Raw genomic sequence first — 22,591 nt, 5'->3', positions numbered from 1 at the left:
CTTTGGTTATTATCTGCACAGTAAACGGTGGTATACTGTGCAGGTCTTGTCTAAAAGCGAGGATGCTATGTCTACTCAACTTGATCCCACCCAACTGGCCATTGAATTTTTACGCCGTGACCAGAGCAATCTTTCACCTGCCCAATATCTCAAACGTCTGAAACAACTAGAACTTGAATTCGCTGATCTGCTTACTCTCTCTTCTGCTGAATTAAAAGAAGAAATCTACTTTGCCTGGCGTTTGGGCGTGCATTGATTCTGGCTGAACGCAGTTAGTGTGCCCCATCGACCTGGATTAACTCCAGTCCAGGTCTGACGACTTTCTTCTGACTTCTCCCATTTTTACCCGCTTGATTTTGTTCAAAAAGAATACAAATCGCAGGTTGTGTTAAAACGCTGGCTTAGCTTTATGAGATTATTCTTATCGTCCCTTCAAGAGCTAAGCCACTGTGAGTGCCGGAGATAAGCGCCGGATGGGGTAGAAACCCTTAAGCCTGTGTAGCACAGACTTAAGGGTTTTCTTATTTCTGAACGAGCCACTTTTTTACCTATCTCTTAAATAGTCATTTTCAATACAACTTTTTCTTTTCCATCACAGTCTTAAATGTCCTCCGGTAATAATCATTAACTAACAATGAGATACCTAATTCTTAGCGTGCCTGTTAAGCCGCACATCAGGGTCTATGCTTATTAAATGCAGGTAAAAAGCATGTTTTACGGTAAAGCCCCTGCGTTTGTCGGGTTGAACTGATAATCATTATCACTAACATGCTGTTATACGCTGAAAGCGATGAAGTGAGGTAAATCGATGGACATGCATTCAGGAATCTTTAATCCACAGGATTTCGCCTGGCAAGGCTTAACGCTGACACCCGCAGCGGCGGTGCACATCCGCGAGCTGGTGGCAAAGCAGCCAGGTATGGTCGGCGTGCGCTTAGGCGTGAAGCAAACGGGTTGCGCGGGCTTTGGCTATGTACTCGACAGTGTTAGCGAGCCGGACAAAGACGATCTGCTGTTTGAACACGACGGCGCGAAGCTGTATGTCCCGCTACAAGCAATGCCGTTTATTGATGGCACGGAAGTCGATTTCGTTCGCGAAGGACTCAATCAGATATTCAAATTTCACAACCCGAAAGCCCAGAATGAATGTGGCTGTGGCGAAAGCTTCGGGGTATAGGCGGTACTATGTCTCGTAATACTGAAGCAACTGACGATGTCAAAACCTGGACTGGCGGCTCGCTGAATTATAAAGAAGGATTCTTCACCCAGTTAGCCACTGATGAGCTGGCTAAGGGCATAAACGAAGAGGTGGTGCGCGCAATCTCGGCGAAGCGTAATGAACCGGAGTGGATGCTGGCGTTTCGTCTCAACGCCTTTCACGCATGGCTGGAGATGGAAGAGCCGCACTGGTTGAAGGCGCACTACGATAAGCTGAATTATCAGGATTATAGCTATTACTCCGCGCCTTCATGTGGTAACTGCGATGACACCTGTGTTTCTGAACCGGGCGCGGTGCAACAAACCGGCGCAAACGCTTTTTTAAGTAAAGAGGTTGAAGCGGCATTTGAGCAGTTGGGCGTACCGGTGCGGGAAGGCAAAGAGGTGGCGGTGGATGCCATTTTCGATTCTGTTTCGGTTGCCACCACTTATCGCGAAAAACTGGCGGAGCAGGGGATCATTTTCTGTTCCTTTGGCGAAGCGATTCATGAGCACCCGGAGCTGGTGAAGAAATATCTCGGCACCGTGGTGCCTGGGAATGACAACTTTTTTGCCGCGCTCAATGCGGCGGTGGCTTCCGATGGTACGTTTATTTATGTACCTAAAGGCGTGCGCTGCCCGATGGAACTTTCCACCTATTTTCGCATTAACGCAGAAAAAACCGGGCAGTTTGAGCGCACCATTCTGGTAGCCGACGAAGACAGCTACGTCAGCTACATTGAAGGCTGCTCCGCACCAGTGCGTGATAGCTACCAGCTACACGCGGCGGTGGTGGAAGTCATCATCCATAAAAACGCCGAGGTGAAATATTCCACGGTGCAAAACTGGTTCCCTGGCGATAACAACACCGGCGGTATTCTCAACTTCGTCACCAAGCGTGCTCTGTGCGAAGGCGAAAACAGCAAAATGTCGTGGACGCAATCGGAAACCGGTTCAGCCATTACCTGGAAATACCCAAGCTGCATTCTGCGCGGCGATAACTCTATCGGTGAGTTCTACTCGGTGGCGCTGACCAGCGGTCATCAGCAGGCTGATACCGGCACCAAGATGATCCACATCGGTAAGAACACCAAATCGACCATTATCTCGAAAGGGATCTCTGCCGGACACAGCCAGAACAGCTATCGCGGCCTGGTGAAAATCATGCCGACGGCAACCAATGCGCGCAACTTCACTCAGTGCGACTCAATGCTGATTGGCGCTAATTGCGGGGCGCATACCTTCCCGTATGTCGAATGTCGCAATAACAGCGCACAACTGGAGCACGAGGCAACGACATCGCGTATTGGTGAAGATCAGCTCTTTTACTGCCTGCAACGCGGGATCAGCGAAGAAGACGCCATCTCGATGATTGTTAACGGTTTCTGCAAAGACGTGTTCTCGGAACTGCCGCTGGAATTTGCCGTTGAAGCACAAAAACTCCTCGCCATCAGTCTTGAACACAGCGTCGGATAAGGAATAAACATGTTAAGTATTAAAGATTTACACGTCAGCGTGGAAGATAAAGCTATCCTGCGCGGATTAAGCCTCGACGTTCGTCCCGGCGAAGTTCACGCCATTATGGGGCCAAACGGTTCGGGCAAAAGTACCTTATCGGCAACGCTTGCCGGGCGAGAAGATTATGAAGTGACGGGCGGCTCGGTGGAGTTTAAAGGCAAAGATTTGCTAGAGCTGTCGCCGGAAGATCGTGCAGGCGAAGGGATCTTTATGGCTTTTCAGTATCCAGTGGAAATCCCTGGCGTCAGTAACCAGTTTTTCCTGCAAACGGCGCTCAATGCGGTGCGTAGTTATCGCGGTCAGGAAACCCTCGACCGCTTCGATTTTCAGGATTTGATGGAAGAGAAAATCGCCCTGTTGAAGATGCCGGAAGATTTATTAACCCGTTCGGTTAACGTTGGTTTTTCCGGTGGCGAGAAAAAGCGCAACGATATTTTGCAAATGGCAGTGCTGGAACCGGAGTTATGCATTCTTGATGAGTCGGACTCCGGGCTGGATATCGACGCATTAAAAGTGGTTGCCGATGGTGTGAACTCGCTGCGTGATGGCAAGCGTTCATTCATCATCGTGACGCACTACCAACGCATTCTTGACTACATCAAGCCTGATTACGTCCACGTGCTGTATCAGGGGCGAATTGTGAAATCCGGCGATTTCACGTTGGTCAAACAACTGGAGGAGCAGGGTTATGGCTGGCTTAGTGAACAGCAGTAACGTGCTGCAACAGTGGCATCACTTGTTTGAGGCTGAAGGGGCAAAACGCTCCCCGCAAGCGCAGCAGCATTTACAACAATTGCTGCGTACCGGTCTGCCGACGCGTAAACATGAGCACTGGAAATATACGCCGCTGGAAGGGCTGACCAATAGCCAGTTTGTCAGCATTGCGGGGGAGATATCCCCACAGCAGCGTGATGCCTTAGCCATAACGTTAGACGCCGTGCGACTGGTGTTTGTCGATGGACGTTACATGCCAGCACTTAGCGATGCAACTGAAGGCAGCGGATATGACGTGAGCATAAACGACGAACGCCAGGGGCTGCCCGATGCTATTCAGCCAGAAGTGTTTCTGCATCTGACGGAAAGCCTGGCGCAAAGCGTTACGCATATTGCGGTGAAGCGCGGTCAACGGCCTGCAAAGCCATTGCTGTTAATGCATATTACCCAGGGCGTGGTAGGTGAAGAGGTGAACACTGCCCATTACCGCCATCATCTGGATCTGGCGGAAGGCGCGGAAGCGACGGTGATTGAACATTTTGTCAGCCTTAATGATGCCCGCCATTTTACAGGCGCTCGCTTTACTATCAACGTCGCAGCGAACGCCCACTTGCAGCATATCAAGCTGGCGTTTGAAAACCCGGTCAGTCACCACTTTGCCCATAACGATTTGCTGCTGGCAGACGATGCCACCGCATCTAGCCACAGTTTTCTGCTTGGTGGCGCCGTGTTACGGCACAACACCAGTACGCAACTTAATGGCGAAAACAGTACGCTGCGGATTAATAGCCTGGCGATGCCGGTGAAAAATGAAGTGTGCGATACCCGCACCTGGCTGGAACACAATAAAGGTTTTTGTAACAGCCGCCAGTTGCACAAAACTATCGTCAGCGACAAAGGGCGCGCGGTATTTAATGGTTTGATTAATGTCGCGCAGTATGCCATCAAGACTGACGGCCAGATGACCAATAATAATCTGCTGATGGGCAAGCTGGCGGAAGTGGATACCAAACCGCAACTGGAAATTTATGCCGATGATGTGAAATGCAGCCACGGCGCAACGGTCGGGCGTATTGATGATGAGCAAATGTTCTATCTGCGTTCTCGCGGGATCAATCAGCAGGATGCCCAGCAGATGATCATCTATGCCTTTGCCGCCGAACTGACGGAAGCCTTGCGCGATGAGGGTCTTAAACAGCAGGTGCTGGCTCGAATCGGCCAACGGCTGCCGGGAGGTGCAAGATGACTTTTTCCGTTGAGAAGGTGCGGGCCGATTTTCCGGTGCTCTCGCGTGAGGTGAACGGTTTGCCGCTGGCTTATCTCGACAGCGCCGCCAGTGCGCAGAAACCGAGCCAGGTGATTGACGCCGAGGCTGAGTTTTATCGTCACGGCTACGCGGCGGTGCATCGCGGTATTCATACGTTAAGCGCCCAGGCGACCGAGAAAATGGAGAACGTGCGTAAGCGTGCATCGCTGTTTATCAATGCCCGTTCGGCGGAAGAGCTGGTGTTCGTCCGTGGCACGACGGAAGGGATCAATCTGGTCGCCAATAGCTGGGGCAATAGCAACGTGCGGGCAGGCGATAACATCATCATCAGTCAGATGGAACACCACGCTAACATTGTTCCCTGGCAGATGCTTTGCGCGCGCGTTGGCGCAGAGCTGCGGGTGATCCCGCTTAATCCGGACGGCACGCTGCAACTTGAGACGTTGCCTAATCTGTTTGATGAGAAAACCCGCCTGCTGGCGATTACTCACGTGTCTAATGTGCTGGGGACGGAAAATCCGCTGCCGGAAATGATCGCACTTGCGCACCAGCATGGCGCAAAAGTGCTGGTGGATGGCGCTCAGGCAGTGATGCATCATCCGGTGGATGTGCAGGCGCTGGATTGCGACTTCTACGTTTTTTCCGGGCATAAACTGTATGGCCCCACCGGCATTGGCATTCTTTATGTTAAAGAAGCCTTGTTGCAGGAGATGCCGCCGTGGGAAGGGGGCGGGTCTATGATTGCCACCGTCAGCCTTAGCGAAGGTACTACCTGGACCAAAGCACCGTGGCGGTTTGAGGCCGGCACACCCAATACGGGGGGGATTATTGGTCTTGGTGCGGCGCTGGAGTATGTATCAGCTCTGGGGCTTAACAACATTGCTGAGTACGAACAGAATCTGATGCATTACGCGCTGTCACAACTGACAGCAGTGCCGGATCTTACTCTGTATGGGCCACCGGACAGACTTGGCGTTATCGCCTTTAATCTCGGTAAACATCATGCCTATGATGTTGGCAGTTTTCTTGATAACTACGGTATCGCTGTGCGTACCGGCCATCACTGCGCGATGCCGTTGATGGCGTTTTATAACGTTCCGGCTATGTGTCGGGCGTCGTTGGCTATGTATAACACCCATGAAGAAGTGGATCGTCTGGTGACAGGATTGCAACGCATTCATCGTCTGCTGGGATAACAGGGAGGCTCTATGGCTGTATTGCCGGATAAAGAAAAATTGCTGCGTAATTTTTTACGCTGCGCCAACTGGGAAGAGAAATATCTCTACATTATTGAACTGGGTCAGCGTCTGCCGGAATTACGCGATGAAGACAGAAACCCGCAAAATAGTATTCAGGGCTGTCAGAGTCAGGTATGGATTGTAATGCGCCAGAATGCGCAGGGAATTATTGAATTGCAGGGCGACAGCGATGCCGCCATTGTGAAAGGGCTTATTGCGGTTGTTTTTATTCTCTATGACCAGATGACGCCGCAGGATATTGTTAATTTTGACGTGCGCCCGTGGTTTGAAAAAATGGCGCTTGCTCAGCATCTCACCCCATCTCGTTCACAAGGTCTGGAAGCGATGATTCGTGCAATCCGCGCTAAAGCCGCTGCACTTAGCTAAACTAAAGGAACAGCTTTCATCTGGATGACTCACATTGCCGGATGGTCGATGTTTACTCTGACCAGCACAGGAGTGTTTCGGCTTCAGGTAAGCAAAAGCACCATCCGACGTCTTAGCGTGAGTCTCCGGCAAATACAGGAGGTTTACAATGAAACGCGCGTCTCTGCTTACACTGACCCTTATTGGCGCGTTTAGCGCCATACACGCTACCTGGGCGGTAGATTATCCGCTCCCACCAACCGGCAGCCGACTGGTTGGGCAAAATCAAACGTATACGGTGCAAGAGGGGGATAAAAACCTTCAGGCCATCGCCCGACGTTTTGATACTGCGGCAATGTTGATTCTGGAAGCCAATAACACCATCGCCCCGGTGCCAAAACCAGGCACGACGATAACGATTCCTTCGCAACTGTTATTACCTGATGCGCCGCGTCAGGGGATTATCGTTAACCTTGCCGAGCTGCGTCTTTATTATTATCCGCCAGGAGAAAATATCGTGCAGGTCTACCCGATAGGCATTGGCTTGCAGGGGCTGGAAACGCCAGTGATGGAAACGCGGGTTGGGCAGAAAATCCCTAACCCTACCTGGACACCGACCGCTGGTATTCGGCAGCGTTCGCTGGAGCGTGGCATAAAATTACCGCCAGTCGTTCCCGCAGGGCCTAATAACCCACTAGGACACTACGCAATGCGCCTGGCGCACGGCAATGGCGAATATCTCATTCATGGCACCAGTGCGCCGGACAGCGTCGGTTTGCGCGTCAGTTCGGGCTGTATTCGTATGAACGCACCGGATATTAAAGCCTTGTTCTCCAGCGTGCGGACGGGGACGCCGGTGAAAGTGATCAACGAACCGGTGAAATACTCTGTAGAACCGAACGGAATGCGTTATGTGGAAGTACATCGCCCCCTGTCGGCAGAGGAACAGCAGAACGTTCAGACGATGCCGTACAAACTGCCTGTTGGCTTTACGCAATTCAAAGATAATCAGGCTGTTGATAAGAAGCTGGTGGATAAAGCTTTATATCGTCGGGCGGGATATCCGGTCGCGGTAGGCAATGGAACGGCACATGTCAGCAACTCGCCCGCAGTTGAGTCAGCTCAAAATGGCGAGCCTGAGCAGGGAAATATGTTACGCGCGACGCAATAACAGTAATTAGCAGGCAAAAAAAATGGCGCACAATGTGCGCCATTTTTCACTTCACAGGTACTATTACTTGCGGTATTTAGTAGCCATGTTGTCCAGACGCTGGTTAGCACGAGCTGCGTCATCTTTAGCAGCCTGAACGTCGGAACGCATTGCGTTCACGTCGTTGCTCAGCTGGTCAACTTTAGCGTTCAGAGTCTGAACGTCAGAAGACAGCTGATCGATTTTAGCGTTGCTGGAGCAACCTGCCAGCAGAGTAGAACCCAGGATTACCGCGCCCAGTACCAGTTTAGTAGCTTTCATTATTAATACCCTCTAGATTGAGTTAATCTCCATGTAGCGTTACAAGTATTACACAAAGTTTTTTATGTTGAGAATATTTTTTTGATGGGAAGGCACTTATTTTTGATCGTTCGCTCAAAGAAACATCGAACGCTGGGTTTTAGATAAAAAAATTGAGAGAAAACAGGATGCTTCCATCGGATTCATCTTAGATAAAGTGAGATTATATAGTGAAATCCGATTTGATTTTTTATTGCTTCTGGTTATCGATTAAATAAAAAAAGCGCCCATCAGGGCGCTTGGATATACAAATTAATTCACAAAAGCAATATTACAGGACGTGAACAGATGCGGTGTTGGTAGTGCCGCTCGGTACAAGTGCACCGGAAACCATTACTACAACGTCACCTTTGTGCGCCAGACCGCTCTGCAGAGCCAGTTCTTTACCCAGGCGGTAGAAATCATCAGTAGAAGTGATCTCTTTAACCAGCTGTGGCACAACGCCTTTGCTCAGCACTAGCTGATGTGCAGTTTTTTCGTTAGTGGTCAGCGCCAGGATGGTTGCATCCGGGAAGTATTTACGCACTGCACGAGCAGATTTACCGCCCTGAGTTGCTACGACGATCAGCGGAGCATCCAGTTTTTCAGCAGTTTCAACCGCACCACGGCAAACAGCTTCGGTAATGCGCAGTTTACGGTTGTCGTTGTTGAACTCGAGACGGCTGTTCATCACGCGGTCGGTACGTTCGCAAATGGTTGCCATGATAGAAACAGCTTCCAGCGGGTATTTACCTTTTGCGGATTCACCAGACAACATTACTGCGTCAGTACCGTCGAGGATGGCGTTCGCAACGTCACCGGCTTCTGCGCGGGTCGGACGTGGGTTTTTGATCATGGAATCCAGCATCTGGGTCGCAGTGATAACGACTTTACGTGCGCGGATACATTTTTCGATCATCATCTTCTGGGCGAAGATAACTTCTTCAACCGGAATTTCTACACCCAGGTCGCCACGTGCAACCATGATGCCGTCAGAAGCTTCGAGGATTTCGTCGAAGTTGTTGAGGCCTTCCTGGTTTTCGATTTTGGAGATGATTTGGATGTTTTCGCCGCCGTGCGCTTTCAGGTGCTCACGGATTTCGATAACGTCAGAACGCTTACGGATAAAGGAAGCAGCAACAAAGTCTACGCCTTGTTCGCAACCAAAGATGAGATCCTGTTTGTCTTTTTCAGCCAGTGCCGGCAGGGCAATAGAAACGCCTGGCAGGTTCACACCTTTGTTTTCGCCCAGGTCACCGTTGTTCAGTACCTTACAGATAACTTTGTTACCTTCAATGGCGGTAACTTCCATACCGATCAGACCATCGTCAACCAGTACGGTGTTGCCGACGGACAGGTCAGAAGTGAAACCTTCATAAGTTACCGCAACCATTTCGCTGTTGCCGATAACAGATTTGTCAGTGGTGAAAGTAAAGGTCTGGCCTGCTTTCAGAGAAACGTCATTACCGCCTTCCAGTTTCATGGTGCGGATTTCCGGACCTTTGGTATCGAGCAGGATAGCGGCAGTTTTACCTGTTTTGCTCATCACGTTGCGCAGGTTCTGAATGCGCTGACCGTGTTCTGCATAGTCACCATGAGAGAAGTTCAGACGCATGACGTTCATGCCCGCGTCCAGCATTTTAGCTAACATCTCTTCAGATTCGGTTTTTGGTCCGATGGTGCAAACAATTTTGGTCTTTTTCATGACAGTATTAGTCTTTAAGTTGAGAAGGATAGGAGAAACTTGCTTTCTGGGCGCACTGCCGGAAAGCGAATCCGGTATTACGAAAGTGATGGTGCCTCGCTCTAAGGATAGGTGACATCGAAAAAGCGTGCAGAGGAATGTGTGCTTGTGTCTCAGCCCAACGTGAGTGCCTGTTTTTGAGTCGTTGAGTTCTACAGTCCAAAGTGCTGAAACCATTCAAGAGTCAATTGGCGCGCATTATACGCTGAAATTAATCCAAAAGGAAAACAAAAACAGCGTTTCAAAAAAATATACAAGTCGCCAGACAATAAATTGTTATCAAAGATTTAACGTTCCTGGGAAAAGATTACGCAAAAACTTCGTTGTTTGCGCAACATCTGGAGGTGAGGTCGCCAGAGTGGGGAGGAGTGTATGTTCATCAGGTGTATAAATACACCATCGCTCAATCGCTACAGTCAAAATAATTTATCGCGTTATTTATATGATTTTATTTGGTTTTTGTTTAATTGATTAGATTGATATATGCTGATAGTTGGCATGATAAATAGGTATAAAGAATGGGAAATCGAACAAAAGATGACGAACTGTACCGCGAGATGTGCAGGGTAGTCGGTAAAGTTGTGCTGGAAATGCGCGATTTGGGACAGGAACCAAAACATATTGTCATCGCTGGCGTATTACGCACGGCTTTAGCCAATAAACGCATTCAACGTAGTGAACTGGAAAAACAGGCGATGGAAACCGTCATTAACGCGCTGGTAAAATGATCGTTCAGGATGAAGTGCAACGCTTCATCCTGATACGTTTCTTTCAATCGCAGTCACAGCTAATTTTCATAAATAGCAACTGATGAAATTATATCAGTTGCGATATGTATTAAAGTGTATAACGATAATGTTATTTTTATTTTCTGGAATGAATATCACAAATAATTGTCGCTTAAATGAAATTAATTTCAGATGATAATAAATATCAGTCCACTTTTAATTTTTCACTTTGTGATTTTAATTGATAACGATCAATGTTAAGAGCTCAGAATAATCACATTATTTTTTCTCCTAACCATAAAGGATTAGTTTATCAGCGTTAAATCTTTCTCATACACTATCGGGTTAGGGAAAATATCTGGTGTTGGGGACAGAGTCAGCAGCGTATTAGTTGAATGCTTAATATCAGGCTGCTGAATTGTCAGCACTGTGTTTGCGAAGAGGATGCGAAATAAATGAACCCGGTTGGACGTCCACTATTAGATATTGGCTTAACGCGATTAGAATTCTTGCGTATATCAGGAAAAGGCCTTGCTGGTTTAACAATTGCCCCTGCGTTACTGTCACTTTTGGGTTGCAAACAGGAAGATATTGATAGCGGCACGGTTGGGTTGATAAATACCCCCAAAGGGGTGCTGGTGACTCAGCGAGCGAGATGCACAGGCTGTCATCGCTGTGAAATCTCTTGTACTAACTTCAATGATGGCTCAGTGGGCACTTTTTTCTCCCGCATCAAAATTCATCGCAATTATTTCTTTGGCGACAATGGAATAGGGTCAGGCGGTGGCCTGTATGGCGATCTGAACTATACCGCTGACACCTGTCGTCAATGCAAAGATCCGCAATGCATGAACGTTTGCCCGATTGGCGCGATTACCTGGTAGCAGGAAGAAGGCTGTATTGTCGTCGATCATAAACGTTGTATTGGTTGTAGCGCCTGTACTACAGCATGTCCGTGGATGATGGCTACCGTAAATACCGAAAGTAAAAAATCCTCGAAATGTGTGCTATGCGGTGAATGCGCAAATGCCTGCCCAACAGGGGCGTTAAAAATTATCGAGTGGAAAGATATTACTGTGTGAATCTTGCAAAGGAAAAAATCATGGCTAACGGTTGGGCAGGTAATATATTAAGAGTCAATCTCACGACAGGAAATATTACCCTCGAAGATTCCAGTAAGTTTAAAAGTTTTGTCGGTGGCATGGGCTTTGGCTACAAAATTATGTATGACGAAGTGCCGGCTGGCACTAAACCTTTCGATGAAGCGAATAAATTAGTCTTCGCTACAGGGCCATTAACTGGCTCTGGTGCACCCTGTAGTTCTCGCGTAAATATCACCTCACTTTCCACTTTTACCAAAGGAAATTTAGTCGTCGATGCCCATATGGGCGGCTTTTTTGCCGCGCAAATGAAATTCGCTGGATACGACGTCATTATTATCGAAGGGAAAGCGAAATCACCGGTTTGGCTGAATATTAAAGATGACAAAGTTACCCTTGAAAAAGCAGATTTCCTATGGGGTAAAGGGACGCGAGCCACGACGGAAGAAATTTGTCGTTTGACCAGCCCGGAAACCTGTGTGGCAGCTATTGGTCAGGCTGGTGAAAACCTTGTGCCGCTCTCTGGCATGTTGAATAGCCGTAATCACAGCGGTGGCGCGGGAACTGGCGCAATAATGGGGTCGAAAAACCTCAAGGCGATCGCAGTTGAAGGGACTAAGGGGGTCAACATTGCCGATCGTCAGGAAATGAAACGTCTCAATGACTACATGATGACCGAACTTATCGGGGCTAATAACAACCATGTGGTGCCAAGTACACCGCAATCGTGGGCGGAGTACTCCGATCCCAAGTCTCGCTGGACGGCGCGTAAAGGTTTGTTCTGGGGAGCGGCGGAAGGCGGCCCGATTGAAACAGGAGAGATCCCGCCGGGAAATCAGAACACGGTCGGTTTTCGCACCTATAAATCCGTTTTTGACTTAGGTCCGGCGGCAGAGAAATACACGGTAAAAATGAGCGGCTGCCACTCTTGCCCAATTCGTTGTATGACCCAGATGAACATTCCTCGGGTCAAAGAGTTCGGCGTGCCCAGCACCGGCGGTAACACTTGTGTAGCAAACTTTGTCCATACCACCATCTTCCCGAACGGGCCGAAAGATTTTGAAGATAAAGACGATGGTCGTGTCATTGGTAATCTGGTTGGTCTGAATCTGTTTGATGACTATGGTCTGTGGTGTAACTACGGGCAGCTACATCGAGATTTTTCGTATTGCTACAGCAAAGGCGTGTTCAAACGCGTTCTGCCTGCTGAAGAGTATGCGGAAATTCGCTGGGATCAGCTGGAAGCGGGTGACGTTAACTTCATCAAAGATTTTTACTACCGTCTGGCGCATCGCGTGGGTGAGTTGAGCCACCTGGCTGATGGCTCATATGCCATTGCGGAACGCTGGAATTTGGGCGAAGAGTATTGGGGTTACGCGAAAAATAAACTCTGGTCACCATTTGGCTATCCGGTTCACCATGCTAATGAAGCCTCGGCGCAAGTTGGTTCCATTGTTAACTGCATGTTCAACCGCGATTGCATGACGCACACCCACATTAACTTTATTGGTTCCGGTCTGCCGTTGAAATTGCAGCGTGAAGTGGCGAAAGAGCTTTTTGGCTCTGAAGATGCTTACGACGAAACCAAAAACTACACGCCGATCAATGACGCAAAAATTAAATATGCCAAATGGTCACTGTTGCGGGTCTGTTTGCATAACGCCGTCACCCTGTGCAACTGGGTCTGGCCAATGACCGTTTCGCCGCTGAAGAGCCGTAATTACCGTGGTGACCTTGCTTTAGAAGCCAAATTCTTCAAAGCGATCACCGGTGAAGAGATGACCCAGGAAAAATTAGATTTAGCCGCTGAACGTATCTTTACACTGCATCGTGCTTACACGGTAAAACTGATGCAAACCAAAGATATGCGTAATGAGCACGATCTTATTTGCTCCTGGGTATTCGACAAGGATCCGCAGATCCCGGTCTTTACCGAAGGAACTGACAAAATGGATCGCGACGATATGTACGCGTCTCTCACGATGTTCTACAAGGAAATGGGCTGGGATCCACAACTCGGTTGTCCGACACGTGAAACGTTGCAGCGTCTGGGGTTGGAAGATATTGCCACCGATCTGGCTGCACACAATCTGCTTCCGGCGTAAGGAATAGGTGAGATGAGCCATCAGGATGAGCTGCCGCTACCCGGCGTCAGCGAAGTTGATGAGGTGAAGCGTCAATGGTTGCAGGGGATGCGTCACACCGGTGACACGGTCAGTGAAGACATCGCAGAACCAGAACCTACAGACGTCCTGGCAGAGTTTATCCGCCAGCATTCGGTAGCGGGTCAACTGGTGGCGCGCGGCGTGTTTCTCTCGCCACCCTATTCGGTTGCTGAAGAGGATCTGTCTGTTTTGCTGGAAGGCATAAAACAGAACAGAGACTACGCGGATATCGCCTGTATCACGGGAACTCACGATGATTACTATTACTCAACGCAGGCCATGAGCGAAAACTACGCGGCGATGTCTTTGCAAGTTGTGGAGCAGGACATTTGTCGCGCCATTGCTCATGTCGTTCGTTTTGAGTGCCAGACGTATCCGCGACCCTACAAAGTCGCCATGCTGAGGCAAGCGCCATATTACTTCCAGGACGCGCAGATTGAAGCCGCGATAGCCGCGATGGATGTTGCCCCTGAATATGCCGATATACGCCAGGTTGAGTCATCGACAGCGGTGCTGTACCTGTTTAGTGAGCGGTATATGAGCTATGGCAAGGCTTATGGCTTATGCGAATGGTTCGAGGTAGAGCAGTTTCAGAATCCCTGAAATTTCAGGGAAATGTCATGGACAGGGTGGACAGTTGCAGCCACTGCATTAGGGGATAATCAGATGTCCTTCACTCGACGCAAATTTGTTCTGGGGATGGGAACAGTAATCTTTTTTACTGGTTCTGCGTCTTCGCTGTTAGCGAACACCAGGCAAGAAAAGGAAGTTCGGTATGCCATGATTCACGATGAGTCACGGTGCAATGGTTGTAATATTTGCGCCCGTGCATGTCGCAAGACCAATTACGTTCCTGCTCAGGGAAGCCGTTTATCGATAGCACACATTCCTGTCACCGATAACGACAACGAAACGCTGTATCACTTTTTTCGCCAGTCATGCCAGCACTGCGAAGATGCTCCTTGCATTGACGTTTGCCCAACAGGGGCGTCGTGGCGTGATGAGCAGGGGATCGTGCGGGTAGAAAAATCACAGTGCATCGGCTGCAGTTATTGCATTGGCGCTTGTCCGTACCAGGTTCGTTACCTTAACCCTGTGACTAAAGTAGCGGATAAATGTGATTTCTGCGCCGAGTCCCGGCTGGCAAAAGGGTTTCCGCCCATTTGCGTCAGCGCCTGCCCGGAACACGCATTGATCTTTGGCCGCGAAGATAGCCCAGAAATTCAGGCGTGGTTACAGGAAAATAAATACTATCAATATCAGCTACCTGGTGCCGGGAAACCGCATTTGTATCGCCGGTTCGGTCAACATTTGATTAAGAAGGAAAATGTATGAACCCGTCGCAAAATGCTGAACAGTTTCAGAGCCAATTGGCGAACTATGTACCACAGTTCACCCCTGAATTTTGGCCGGTGTGGCTGGTCATCGCCGGGCTATTGCTGGTTGGGATGTGGTTAGTCCTGGGGCTGCACGCTTTGCTTCGTGCTCGTGGTGTGAAGAAATCAGCCACCGATCATGGTGAGAAGATTTATCTTTACAGCAAGGCGGTCAGATTATGGCACTGGTCGAACGCATTACTCTTCGTATTGTTGCTGGCAAGTGGGCTAATTAATCACTTTGCGCTGGTGGGCGCAGCTGCGGTCAAAAGTCTGGTTGCTGTGCATGAAGTTTGTGGATTCTTGTTACTGGTATGCTGGCTTGGCTTTGTTCTGATTAATGCCGTTGGGGGTAATGGTCACCACTATCGCATTCGTCGTCAAGGGTGGCTGGGGCGAGCGGCGAAACAAACGCGATTTTATCTGTCTGGCATTATGCAGGGGGAAGCGCACCCTTTTCCGGCGACAATGCAGTCTAAATTTAATCCCTTACAGCAGGTAGCCTATGTCGGGGTGATGTATGGATTACTGCCGTTGTTAATGGTGACGGGGCTGTTGTGTCTCTATCCGCAAGTCGTGGGCGATGCGTTTCCTGGCGTAAGATACTGGTTATTACAAGCGCATTTTGCTCTGGCATCTATTAGCCTCTTTTTCATCTTCGGTCATCTCTATCTTTGCACTACGGGGCGTACTCCGCACGAAACCTTTAAATGTATGATCGATGGCTATCACCGACATTAACGTATGATCATTACGCGAGAGAACCTGCGAGAGTGGCGTGTAGGAGCGGTCATATACCGCTGGTTTTTGCGCCATTTTCCGCAGGACGGCAGCTATGCCGATGTTCACCATGCGCTGCTCGACGAAGGGTATACGGATTGGGCAGATAGTCTGGTTGAGTATGCATGGAACAAATGGCTGACAGACGAAAACTTTGCCCGCCAGGAAGTTTCTTCTATGCAAAAACTGGTCACAGAACCAGAGGAACCGACATTTTGCCGCCAGTTCTCCAGTGCCGAGGATAACGCACGCGTCGGGTGTTGCGACGATAACGCCAGAATAGTTACAGCAGGTTATGCGGCGCAAATTGCCAGCACGGGCTACAGCGTACGGATGGCTAGTGTGGGTTTTAACAGCCATATTGGCAGCTCAGGCGAGCGTGCCCGCGTGGCAGTGGTGGGTAACTCGACTCGAATCAGCAGTGCCGGAGATGGTAGCCGTATTGCGAATGCCGGGATGCGAGTACGCGTCTGTACTCCAGGTGAAAGGTGTCATGTCGCCAGTAATGGCGATCTGGTACAAATTGCCAGCTTTGGCGCAAACGCGAAAATTGCTAACAGCGGTGATAATGTTCACATCATTGCCAGCGGTGCTAACTCAACAGTAGTCAGTACGGGCGTGGTTGACTCGATTGTCCTCGGGCCTGGTGGCAGCGCCGCACTGGCATATCATGATGGCGAAAGAGTGCGCTTCGCCGTCGCCATTGAAGGTGAAAACAATATCCGTGCCGGAGTCCGCTATCGTCTCAATGCACAGCATCAGTTTGTTGAGTGCTGATTAATCAACCGAAAGACGCCGACGTGCACGGGATGCAGGTTTTACAATGGCCTGCGCCATAGCCTCGCCAATTTCTGCACAAGCCGTAAGTCCCTGGACGAAAGGCCGGTTGTGCATCAGCCAGGGTAAAGCACCGAACGCCACGCGACCACGAACTTCTTCAGGTTGCTGTAGCGTATAATCTTCACCAACATCAGGGATTTCCTCGCCTGTTTTCTGCAATTGTTCGCGTAGCCCAGGGAAAGGAATATCTTTCACTTTGAGTGGACGTTGACCTCGGGCATCAATAAAAACATCAAACGAGTAGCTGTTATCCGCTGTTTTCAGAATTGTGCGCGTTTCGTTGTTTTCCATCTCGTAGTCCTCACCGAGGGCGAGAATATGAATGATCCCGGCTTCGCGTAAGGCCAGTAATCGTCTTATAGATTCTGAAGGGATTGCCGCATAATTATCGATAAAGACTCTGGCAAGACCTTTACTGAATCGCTTATGGTCGTGTTCATTCAGATGCGGCACAATTTCCTGTACAGCTTCATGCAAACGCAGAATGACATAACGCCAGGGGACGGTATGTTTTTGCCGTTTATGTTGCTCGACTTCGGCTAAGTTTTCTTCCGCCCAGCCAAAAGGGTCATGCTGTTTACGCTCGGCAAACCAGGTTTGCGCAAAGGTATCGACATTGAGGCGCTCTAACGCTATGCGTTGGCTCCAGTCTGGATCGGCAGAATTAATTTCTTGCTGTATCAATTTGAATATCCGATCCAACAGGCCTTCTGCTCCTTTTTCTATTTCTGTATTTAAGGCCTGTTCTGTGACGATGCGTAACGGTTCGTAGGGGATGGGGCAATAGAAATCGGCTTCCGGTAAAATGCCCGTGCGCGACATCAACGTAATGTGCAGATTTTCACTGTTGCTATCACGTTGAAAGATAACTCGTTGTTTATCTTCTTCAATAAACGAACCATGCTGAATAGCCACTGCCATTGCCGCATCCAGTCCGCTCAAGGATGTTCCCATAATGCCCACGTTACAGGCATCGATCTTTGCTTCCATCAGACCCGACCACGGGCTGGGAAAATACGTTCGGGTTGCTTCTTCTTCATCAGGCCAGACGTGACCGGTGGCTATTACCGCTAAATCAAACGTCTCTGTGTGTAAATCCTGATTTGTAGCAAGTATCACGCCAGCATTTGTAATTTGCAGATCGGTAACCTGGCATGATTCATAAATAGCCACTTCAAATTTTTGCTGTCGCGCCTGATCTACTAATCGTAAAAATCGATCGCGGAAATATTCTCCCAGCAAAATACGCGGTAAAAACTGACGATCGTGCAAGGTTTCTTTTTTAACGCCGTAACGTTGTAGATGGCTGGCATCTTGCTTTTGTAGCCATTCGAGATACGTACAATAAATCGGCGGTATTTCAATGCTGGCAATATTTGCCAGCATTAATTTAGAGTTTTCTTCGTCGTTGTACGGCATTCCGACACCAGCCTCGTCAGCCTGTTCGAAGATGGAAATAGAAAGCGGCGTTGGTTGCTGTAAAAGCGAGAAGAGAGTGTAGATCCCTGTTGGCCCGGCACCCACAATGGCAATTTTTTTCATTGTTACTTACCTGAATGTATTCTTTTGAATTTAGTGTTATCAGATAAGTTTGGTTGATATTTTTAGAATTTGGGAAATTTCAGACAGAGATGAAAAGGGCGCTAACCGCCCTTCATGGAGACTTGTCAGGCGAGTTTTGCTTGATTGATTTGACTCAGTGGCTCATTGATATCGAAAACTTTGGCGATAACTTCTGCAACGCCGAGGTTCTTCAGACGGGCAGTATGTTTATCCAGATAGGCAAGGGCGCTTTTTTCATCAGTGAAAAGGTAGATCCCACCGGCTTCGCGGTTCTTTTCACTTTCCGTCCATACCTTCCACAGAAAACCAGGTTCCTGATTAATCGACTCGGCAAGCGGTTTAAGCTGCTCAGCCATTGCGTCGCCAAATGGGCCATTAAAAGCAAAATGAAGTTGTAACAAAGTTGCCATAGCGATTCTCCTTCTGATAACGCATACGAAGACAGTGTAAATCTTTTAACGTATTGGATACAGAGAAGAAACAGAGGGAAAAGGGAGAAGACCAGATTAAGAAATCTGGTGCGTCCGAGTGGACTCGAACCACCGACCCCCACCATGTCAAGGTGGTGCTCTAACCAACTGAGCTACGGACGCAGGATGGTGCGTTCAATTGGACTCGAACCAACGACCCCCACCATGTCAAGGTGGTGCTCTAACCAACTGAGCTATGAACGCAACGTTGTAGGTGACAACGGGGACGAATATTAGCGGCAGAGTGGGAAGGTGGCAAGAGGCAAAACGTAATTTTCTGCGGTATTTCGACCGTTTGCAGAGCTTTTAAGCAAATTGGCTATATTTTGTTGATTTGCAAGGGCGATTTTTATTCAGGATCGCATTTACATCTGACACAACCCACTATCTCGCGCATCAGGATATAAACCGAGTCGTTTGCCAGCAAATCAATTCTGTCGTGGATAAATCCTCCGTAGCCTTTACACTTAGGTAGCGATAAGGGCACACAGATGCAGCAAAGGAATAAATCATGGGATCTGATGCAAAAAACTTGATGAGCGACGGGAAAGTGCAAATTGTTAAGACCGGCGAGGTCATTGGCGCGACTCAACTTACTGACGGTGAGTTGCTCGTTGAGACAGGCGGAAGAGCAGAAAACACCGTAGTGACAGATGCGGGTTGGCTGAAAGTGGAAACGGGTGGGATCGCCAAAGGCACACAATATGGCAACAATGGCACGCTATCGGTCAGTGACGGTGCAATTGCCACAGACATTGTTCAATCTGACGGTGGAGCAATTAGCCTCTCAACGCTCGCTACTGTTAATGGTCGCCATCCCGAAGGTGAATTTAGCGTTGATAAGGGCTATGCCTGCGGTTTGTTGCTGGAGAATGGCGGAAATTTGCGCGTACTGGAAGGTCATCGGGCAGAAAAAATTATTCTCGATCAGGCTGGTGGTTTATTGGTCAACGGGACGGCTTCATCAGCAATAGTGGATGATGGCGGTGAATTGTTGGTGTATCCGGGTGGGGAAGCCGGCAATTGTGAGATTAATCAGGGCGGTGTCTTTATGCTGGCGGGGAAAGCCAGTGATACGTTGCTTGCTGGTGGCACCATGAATAATCTCGGTGGTGAAGACGATAATACCATTGTTGAAAATGGAGCCATTTACCGTCTGGGGACGGATGGCCTTCAGCTTTATAGTTCCGGTAAGACGCAAAACCTGGCCGTTAATGCTGGTGGTCGGGCTGAAGTGCATGCTGGTACGCTGGAAAACGCGGTCATACAAGGTGGGACGGTGATCCTGATGTCACCCACCAGCGCGGACGAAAATTTTGTTGTAGAAGAAGATCGAGCACCGGTTGAACTGACCGGGAGTGTTGCCGTTCTGGACGGTGCTTCAATGATTATTGGCTATGGTGCAGATCTGCAACAATCAACGGTTACGGTACAGCAGGGTGGCGTGTTGATTCTCGATGGCAGTACGGTAAAAGGTGACAACGTCACTTTAAATGTTGGCAACGTCAATCTCGATGGCGGAAAAGTGTGGCTGATCACTTCTGCGGCAACACATGTGCAACTGAAAGTGAAACGCCTGCACGGAGAGGGAACGATTTGCCTGCAAACCAGCGCGAAAGAAATTTCACCTGACTTCATCAATGTGAAAGGGGAAGTTAGTGGCAATATCCTCGTTGAGATAACGGATGCCAGTCGGCAACCAATTTGCAGTGCGCTTAAACTGCAACCTGACGAAGACAGGATTGGCGCAACGCTCCAGCCCGAATAAAAACTAAGGCGCAATCTGTGAAGGTTGCGCCTTGTTTTTTAGCGAGCTGCGCGTTGCAGAATGATGGCTGATGGCAGACGTTGCAGGAAACGCATACGCAGCATCATCATAATAGCGGCAGAAGTCAGGCCAATAATAAAGCCGATCCAGAAACCTGCTGGCCCCATTGGCTCAACCACCAGATCGGTCAGCGCCAGAATGTAGCCGCTCGGCAAGCCTAATACCCAATACGCCGTAAAGGTAATATAAAAAATCGACCGCGTATCTTTATAACCACGCAAAATCCCACTGCCGATAACCTGTATGGAATCAGAAATCTGATACACCGCCGCCAGCAACATCAAATGTGCCGCCAGCGTTACGACCTCAGGATTATCGTTATACAGCAGGGCAATCTGCTCTCGTAGTGAAACCGTGAAAATTGCGGTCAGAGTTGCCATACAAACGCCAACCATAAGCCCTGTTCTCGCGGCTGTTTGTGCATCCAGCGTTGAACCCTGACCCAGACGATAACCAACACGGATGGTTACCGCTGCGGCCAGCGACATTGGAAGCACGAACATCAGTGAACTAAAGTTCAGTGCAATCTGGTGGCCTGCCACATCGATAATACCGAGTGGGGATACCAACAGCGCCACTACAGCAAACAGTGTCACTTCAAAGAACAACGCCAGCGCGATAGGTAGACCAAGCTGCACCAGTCGTTTCAATGCGGCGGAATCGGGTTTCGCGGTGCCTTTTTCGTTGCGGATATCGCGCATGGAACGGGCATGTTTAATATAAGAAACCATGGCGAGGAACATCACCCAATACACAGCCGCCGTCGCTACACCACAACCGACGCCACCGAGTTCAGGCATTCCGAAATGACCATAAATAAAGATATAGTTAACCGGAATGTTCACCAGCAGGCCAATAAAACCCATCACCATCCCTGGTTTGGTTTTTGCCAGACCTTCACACTGGTTACGCGCGACCTGAAAGAACAGATAGCCCGGAGCACCCCACAGCAGTGCACGCAGGTAACCTACCGCTTTATCGGCGAGCGCCGGATCGATATTTTGCATGGAGCGGATGATATAACCCGCATTCCACAGAACCACCATAATGAGCACCGAGACAAAGCCGGCTAGCCAGAAACCTTGTCGTACCTGATGCGCTATGCGTTCACGGCGACCAGAACCATTCAATTGCGCGATCACTGGCGTCAACGCAAGCAGCAGTCCGTGACCGAAAAGAATAGCCGGGAGCCAGATAGATGTACCAAGGGCGCCCGCCGCCATGTCGGTGGCGCTATAGCCGCCCGCCATGACAGTATCGACAAAACCCATCGCTGTTTGGGCGATTTGCGCGAGAATCACCGGGATTGCTAATGCTAATAACAGACGCGCTTCACTGATATACTTCTGCACGTGAACACCTTTTATATTGTTGTTATATGAGAGACTAAAAAGCCGCCTGAATGGGCAGCAAAAAGAAGAAGCAGGGGAAATTCAGTCTATTGTAGCGAGGATTTATTAATTCTCCAGTGAAAAAATAACCATTCAGCCCCCTTTACTGGTAAGGGTGTTTCCCACCTGCTATTGTGCTGAACAGAATGCCTTAACTGATTTCAGGAGTTGTAAGTATGTTTACGGGGATAGTGCAGGGCACTGCAAAACTGGTGTCGATTGACGAGAAACCAAATTTTCGTACTCATGTGGTTGAGTTACCTGACTATATGCTGGATGGTCTGGAGACCGGTGCGTCTGTGGCACACAACGGTTGTTGCCTGACCGTGACGGAAATCAACGGTAACCATATCAGTTTTGATCTGATGAAAGAGACGTTACGCATTACTAATCTTGGCGATTTACAGGTTGGGGATTGGGTAAACGTAGAGCGTGCGGCTAAATTCAGTGATGAAATTGGCGGGCATTTAATGTCGGGTCATATTATGACCACCGCTGAAGTAGCGAAAATATTAACCTCTGAAAATAATCGCCAGATCTGGTTTAAAGTGCAGGATAGTCAGTTGATGAAATATATCCTGTACAAAGGATTTATCGGCATCGACGGTATTAGCCTGACCGTCGGCGAAGTAACGTCAACACGTTTCTGCGTGCATTTAATTCCAGAAACGCTGGAACGTACCACCCTCGGTAAGAAAAAACTCGGTGCACGCGTCAATATTGAAATCGATCCACAAACTCAGGCAGTGGTAGATACGGTAGAACGTGTGCTGGCGATGCGGGAAAAGGCGTTGAATCAATAACGGACTGAAATATG

The 22,591-nt window shown here is 49.1% G+C and carries 22 protein-coding genes, 2 tRNA genes and 1 pseudogene; 17 read left to right on the top strand and 8 right to left on the bottom strand.

Annotated elements, in window-relative coordinates:
- Nucleotides 1–67: 67 nt before the first annotated feature.
- The 8 genes from LG381_RS16220 to ldtE all read left to right on the top strand — a co-directional run bounded on the left by LG381_RS16220 (nt 68) and on the right by ldtE (nt 7,471).
- Nucleotides 68–256: a YdiH family protein gene (locus LG381_RS16220; RefSeq protein ID WP_001296104.1), complete on the top strand. Its 189-nt coding sequence runs from the start codon at nt 68–70 to the stop codon at nt 254–256.
- 552 nt (nt 257–808) lie between these two features.
- Nucleotides 809–1,177 carry a Fe-S cluster assembly scaffold SufA gene (gene sufA, locus LG381_RS16215; protein WP_225762644.1) on the top strand — a complete coding sequence of 123 codons (369 nt, stop codon included), beginning with the start codon at nt 809–811 and terminating at the stop codon, nt 1,175–1,177.
- An 8-nt stretch (nt 1,178–1,185) separates the two neighbouring features.
- Entirely contained in the window at nt 1,186–2,673 is a 1,488-nt protein-coding gene (gene sufB, locus LG381_RS16210) for a Fe-S cluster assembly protein SufB (protein ID WP_225762643.1), read from the top strand.
- A gap of 9 nt (nt 2,674–2,682) precedes the next feature.
- Nucleotides 2,683–3,429 (top strand): Fe-S cluster assembly ATPase SufC, encoded by a 747-nt coding sequence (gene sufC / locus LG381_RS16205; RefSeq protein WP_000948866.1) that lies wholly within the window; start codon nt 2,683–2,685, stop codon nt 3,427–3,429.
- Nucleotides 3,404–4,675, top strand: a complete 1,272-nt coding sequence (gene sufD / locus LG381_RS16200; protein WP_225762642.1) for a Fe-S cluster assembly protein SufD — start codon at nt 3,404–3,406, stop codon at nt 4,673–4,675. The genes sufC and sufD overlap by 26 nt, the downstream gene beginning before the upstream one ends.
- Nucleotides 4,672–5,892 carry a cysteine desulfurase SufS gene (gene sufS, locus LG381_RS16195; RefSeq protein WP_000144611.1) on the top strand — a complete coding sequence of 407 codons (1,221 nt, stop codon included), beginning with the start codon at nt 4,672–4,674 and terminating at the stop codon, nt 5,890–5,892. Before sufD ends, sufS begins: the two co-directional genes overlap by 4 nt.
- Nucleotides 5,893–5,904: 12 nt before the next feature.
- The gene (gene sufE / locus LG381_RS16190; protein ID WP_000279732.1) at nt 5,905–6,321 is read left to right on the top strand and encodes a cysteine desulfuration protein SufE; all 417 of its coding nucleotides are present in this window, start codon (nt 5,905–5,907) and stop codon (nt 6,319–6,321) included.
- Nucleotides 6,322–6,469: 148 nt separating this feature from the next.
- Nucleotides 6,470–7,471 carry a L,D-transpeptidase LdtE gene (gene ldtE / locus LG381_RS16185; RefSeq protein WP_225762641.1) on the top strand — a complete coding sequence of 334 codons (1,002 nt, stop codon included), beginning with the start codon at nt 6,470–6,472 and terminating at the stop codon, nt 7,469–7,471.
- A 63-nt stretch (nt 7,472–7,534) separates the two neighbouring features.
- Here the strand turns inward: ldtE and lpp are convergent, their stop codons facing one another.
- The 3 genes from lpp to LG381_RS22390 all read right to left on the bottom strand — a co-directional run bounded on the left by lpp (nt 7,535) and on the right by LG381_RS22390 (nt 9,696).
- On the bottom strand, nt 7,535–7,771 hold the full coding sequence (gene lpp, locus LG381_RS16180; protein ID WP_000648420.1) for a murein lipoprotein Lpp: 237 nt from the start codon (nt 7,769–7,771) through the stop codon (nt 7,535–7,537).
- A 310-nt stretch (nt 7,772–8,081) separates the two neighbouring features.
- Nucleotides 8,082–9,494 carry a pyruvate kinase PykF gene (gene pykF / locus LG381_RS16175; RefSeq protein ID WP_010346010.1) on the bottom strand — a complete coding sequence of 471 codons (1,413 nt, stop codon included), beginning with the start codon at nt 9,492–9,494 and terminating at the stop codon, nt 8,082–8,084.
- Between the two features lie 7 nt (nt 9,495–9,501).
- On the bottom strand, nt 9,502–9,696 hold the full coding sequence (locus LG381_RS22390) for a hypothetical protein (protein ID WP_242664678.1): 195 nt from the start codon (nt 9,694–9,696) through the stop codon (nt 9,502–9,504).
- A 355-nt stretch (nt 9,697–10,051) separates the two neighbouring features.
- Here LG381_RS22390 and fumD point away from each other — a divergent pair, with 355 nt between their 5' ends.
- The 7 genes and pseudogenes from fumD to ydhT all read left to right on the top strand — a co-directional run bounded on the left by fumD (nt 10,052) and on the right by ydhT (nt 16,459).
- A complete protein-coding gene (gene fumD / locus LG381_RS16170; protein WP_000528337.1) occupies nt 10,052–10,261 on the top strand; it encodes a fumarate hydratase FumD in 210 nt (69 codons plus the stop codon).
- Nucleotides 10,262–10,716: 455 nt separating this feature from the next.
- Nucleotides 10,717–11,343, top strand: a pseudogene (locus tag LG381_RS16165) (ferredoxin-like protein).
- Between the two features lie 20 nt (nt 11,344–11,363).
- The gene (locus LG381_RS16160) at nt 11,364–13,466 is read left to right on the top strand and encodes an aldehyde ferredoxin oxidoreductase (protein WP_225762640.1); all 2,103 of its coding nucleotides are present in this window, start codon (nt 11,364–11,366) and stop codon (nt 13,464–13,466) included.
- Nucleotides 13,467–13,478: 12 nt separating this feature from the next.
- Entirely contained in the window at nt 13,479–14,129 is a 651-nt protein-coding gene (locus LG381_RS16155; protein WP_032225272.1) for a YdhW family putative oxidoreductase system protein, read from the top strand.
- 63 nt (nt 14,130–14,192) lie between these two features.
- Nucleotides 14,193–14,861, top strand: coding sequence for a 4Fe-4S dicluster domain-containing protein (locus tag LG381_RS16150; RefSeq protein WP_050545344.1), 669 nt, complete (start codon nt 14,193–14,195; stop codon nt 14,859–14,861).
- Nucleotides 14,858–15,643, top strand: a complete 786-nt coding sequence (phsC, locus tag LG381_RS16145; protein ID WP_225762639.1) for a thiosulfate reductase cytochrome B subunit — start codon at nt 14,858–14,860, stop codon at nt 15,641–15,643. The genes LG381_RS16150 and phsC overlap by 4 nt, the downstream gene beginning before the upstream one ends.
- A gap of 3 nt (nt 15,644–15,646) precedes the next feature.
- Nucleotides 15,647–16,459: a protein YdhT gene (ydhT, locus tag LG381_RS16140; RefSeq protein WP_225762638.1), complete on the top strand. Its 813-nt coding sequence runs from the start codon at nt 15,647–15,649 to the stop codon at nt 16,457–16,459.
- Here the strand turns inward: ydhT and LG381_RS16135 are convergent, their stop codons facing one another.
- From LG381_RS16135 to LG381_RS16120, 4 genes are all read right to left on the bottom strand, one after another.
- Entirely contained in the window at nt 16,460–18,064 is a 1,605-nt protein-coding gene (locus tag LG381_RS16135; protein WP_225762637.1) for an FAD-NAD(P)-binding protein, read from the bottom strand.
- 125 nt (nt 18,065–18,189) lie between these two features.
- A complete protein-coding gene (locus LG381_RS16130) occupies nt 18,190–18,495 on the bottom strand; it encodes a monooxygenase (RefSeq protein WP_000212666.1) in 306 nt (101 codons plus the stop codon).
- 106 nt (nt 18,496–18,601) lie between these two features.
- Nucleotides 18,602–18,678 (bottom strand) — tRNA-Val (locus LG381_RS16125).
- 4 nt (nt 18,679–18,682) lie between these two features.
- A tRNA-Val gene (locus tag LG381_RS16120) sits at nt 18,683–18,759 on the bottom strand.
- A 307-nt stretch (nt 18,760–19,066) separates the two neighbouring features.
- Between LG381_RS16120 and LG381_RS16115 the strand changes: the two genes are divergently transcribed.
- On the top strand, nt 19,067–20,323 hold the full coding sequence (locus tag LG381_RS16115) for an AIDA repeat-containing protein (RefSeq protein WP_105289735.1): 1,257 nt from the start codon (nt 19,067–19,069) through the stop codon (nt 20,321–20,323).
- Nucleotides 20,324–20,361: 38 nt separating this feature from the next.
- On the opposite strand, the gene mdtK is transcribed toward LG381_RS16115, so the two are convergent.
- Entirely contained in the window at nt 20,362–21,735 is a 1,374-nt protein-coding gene (mdtK, locus tag LG381_RS16110; protein WP_225762636.1) for a multidrug efflux MATE transporter MdtK, read from the bottom strand.
- 215 nt (nt 21,736–21,950) lie between these two features.
- Here mdtK and LG381_RS16105 point away from each other — a divergent pair, with 215 nt between their 5' ends.
- Entirely contained in the window at nt 21,951–22,577 is a 627-nt protein-coding gene (locus LG381_RS16105; RefSeq protein WP_000493959.1) for a riboflavin synthase, read from the top strand.
- Nucleotides 22,578–22,591 lie beyond the last annotated feature (14 nt).

The sequence above is a fragment of the Escherichia sp. Marseille-Q3837 genome (assembly GCF_916618735.1).
Classification (GTDB): domain Bacteria; phylum Pseudomonadota; class Gammaproteobacteria; order Enterobacterales; family Enterobacteriaceae; genus Escherichia; species Escherichia ruysiae.
This window is presented reverse-complemented; position numbering and strand designations above follow the sequence as displayed.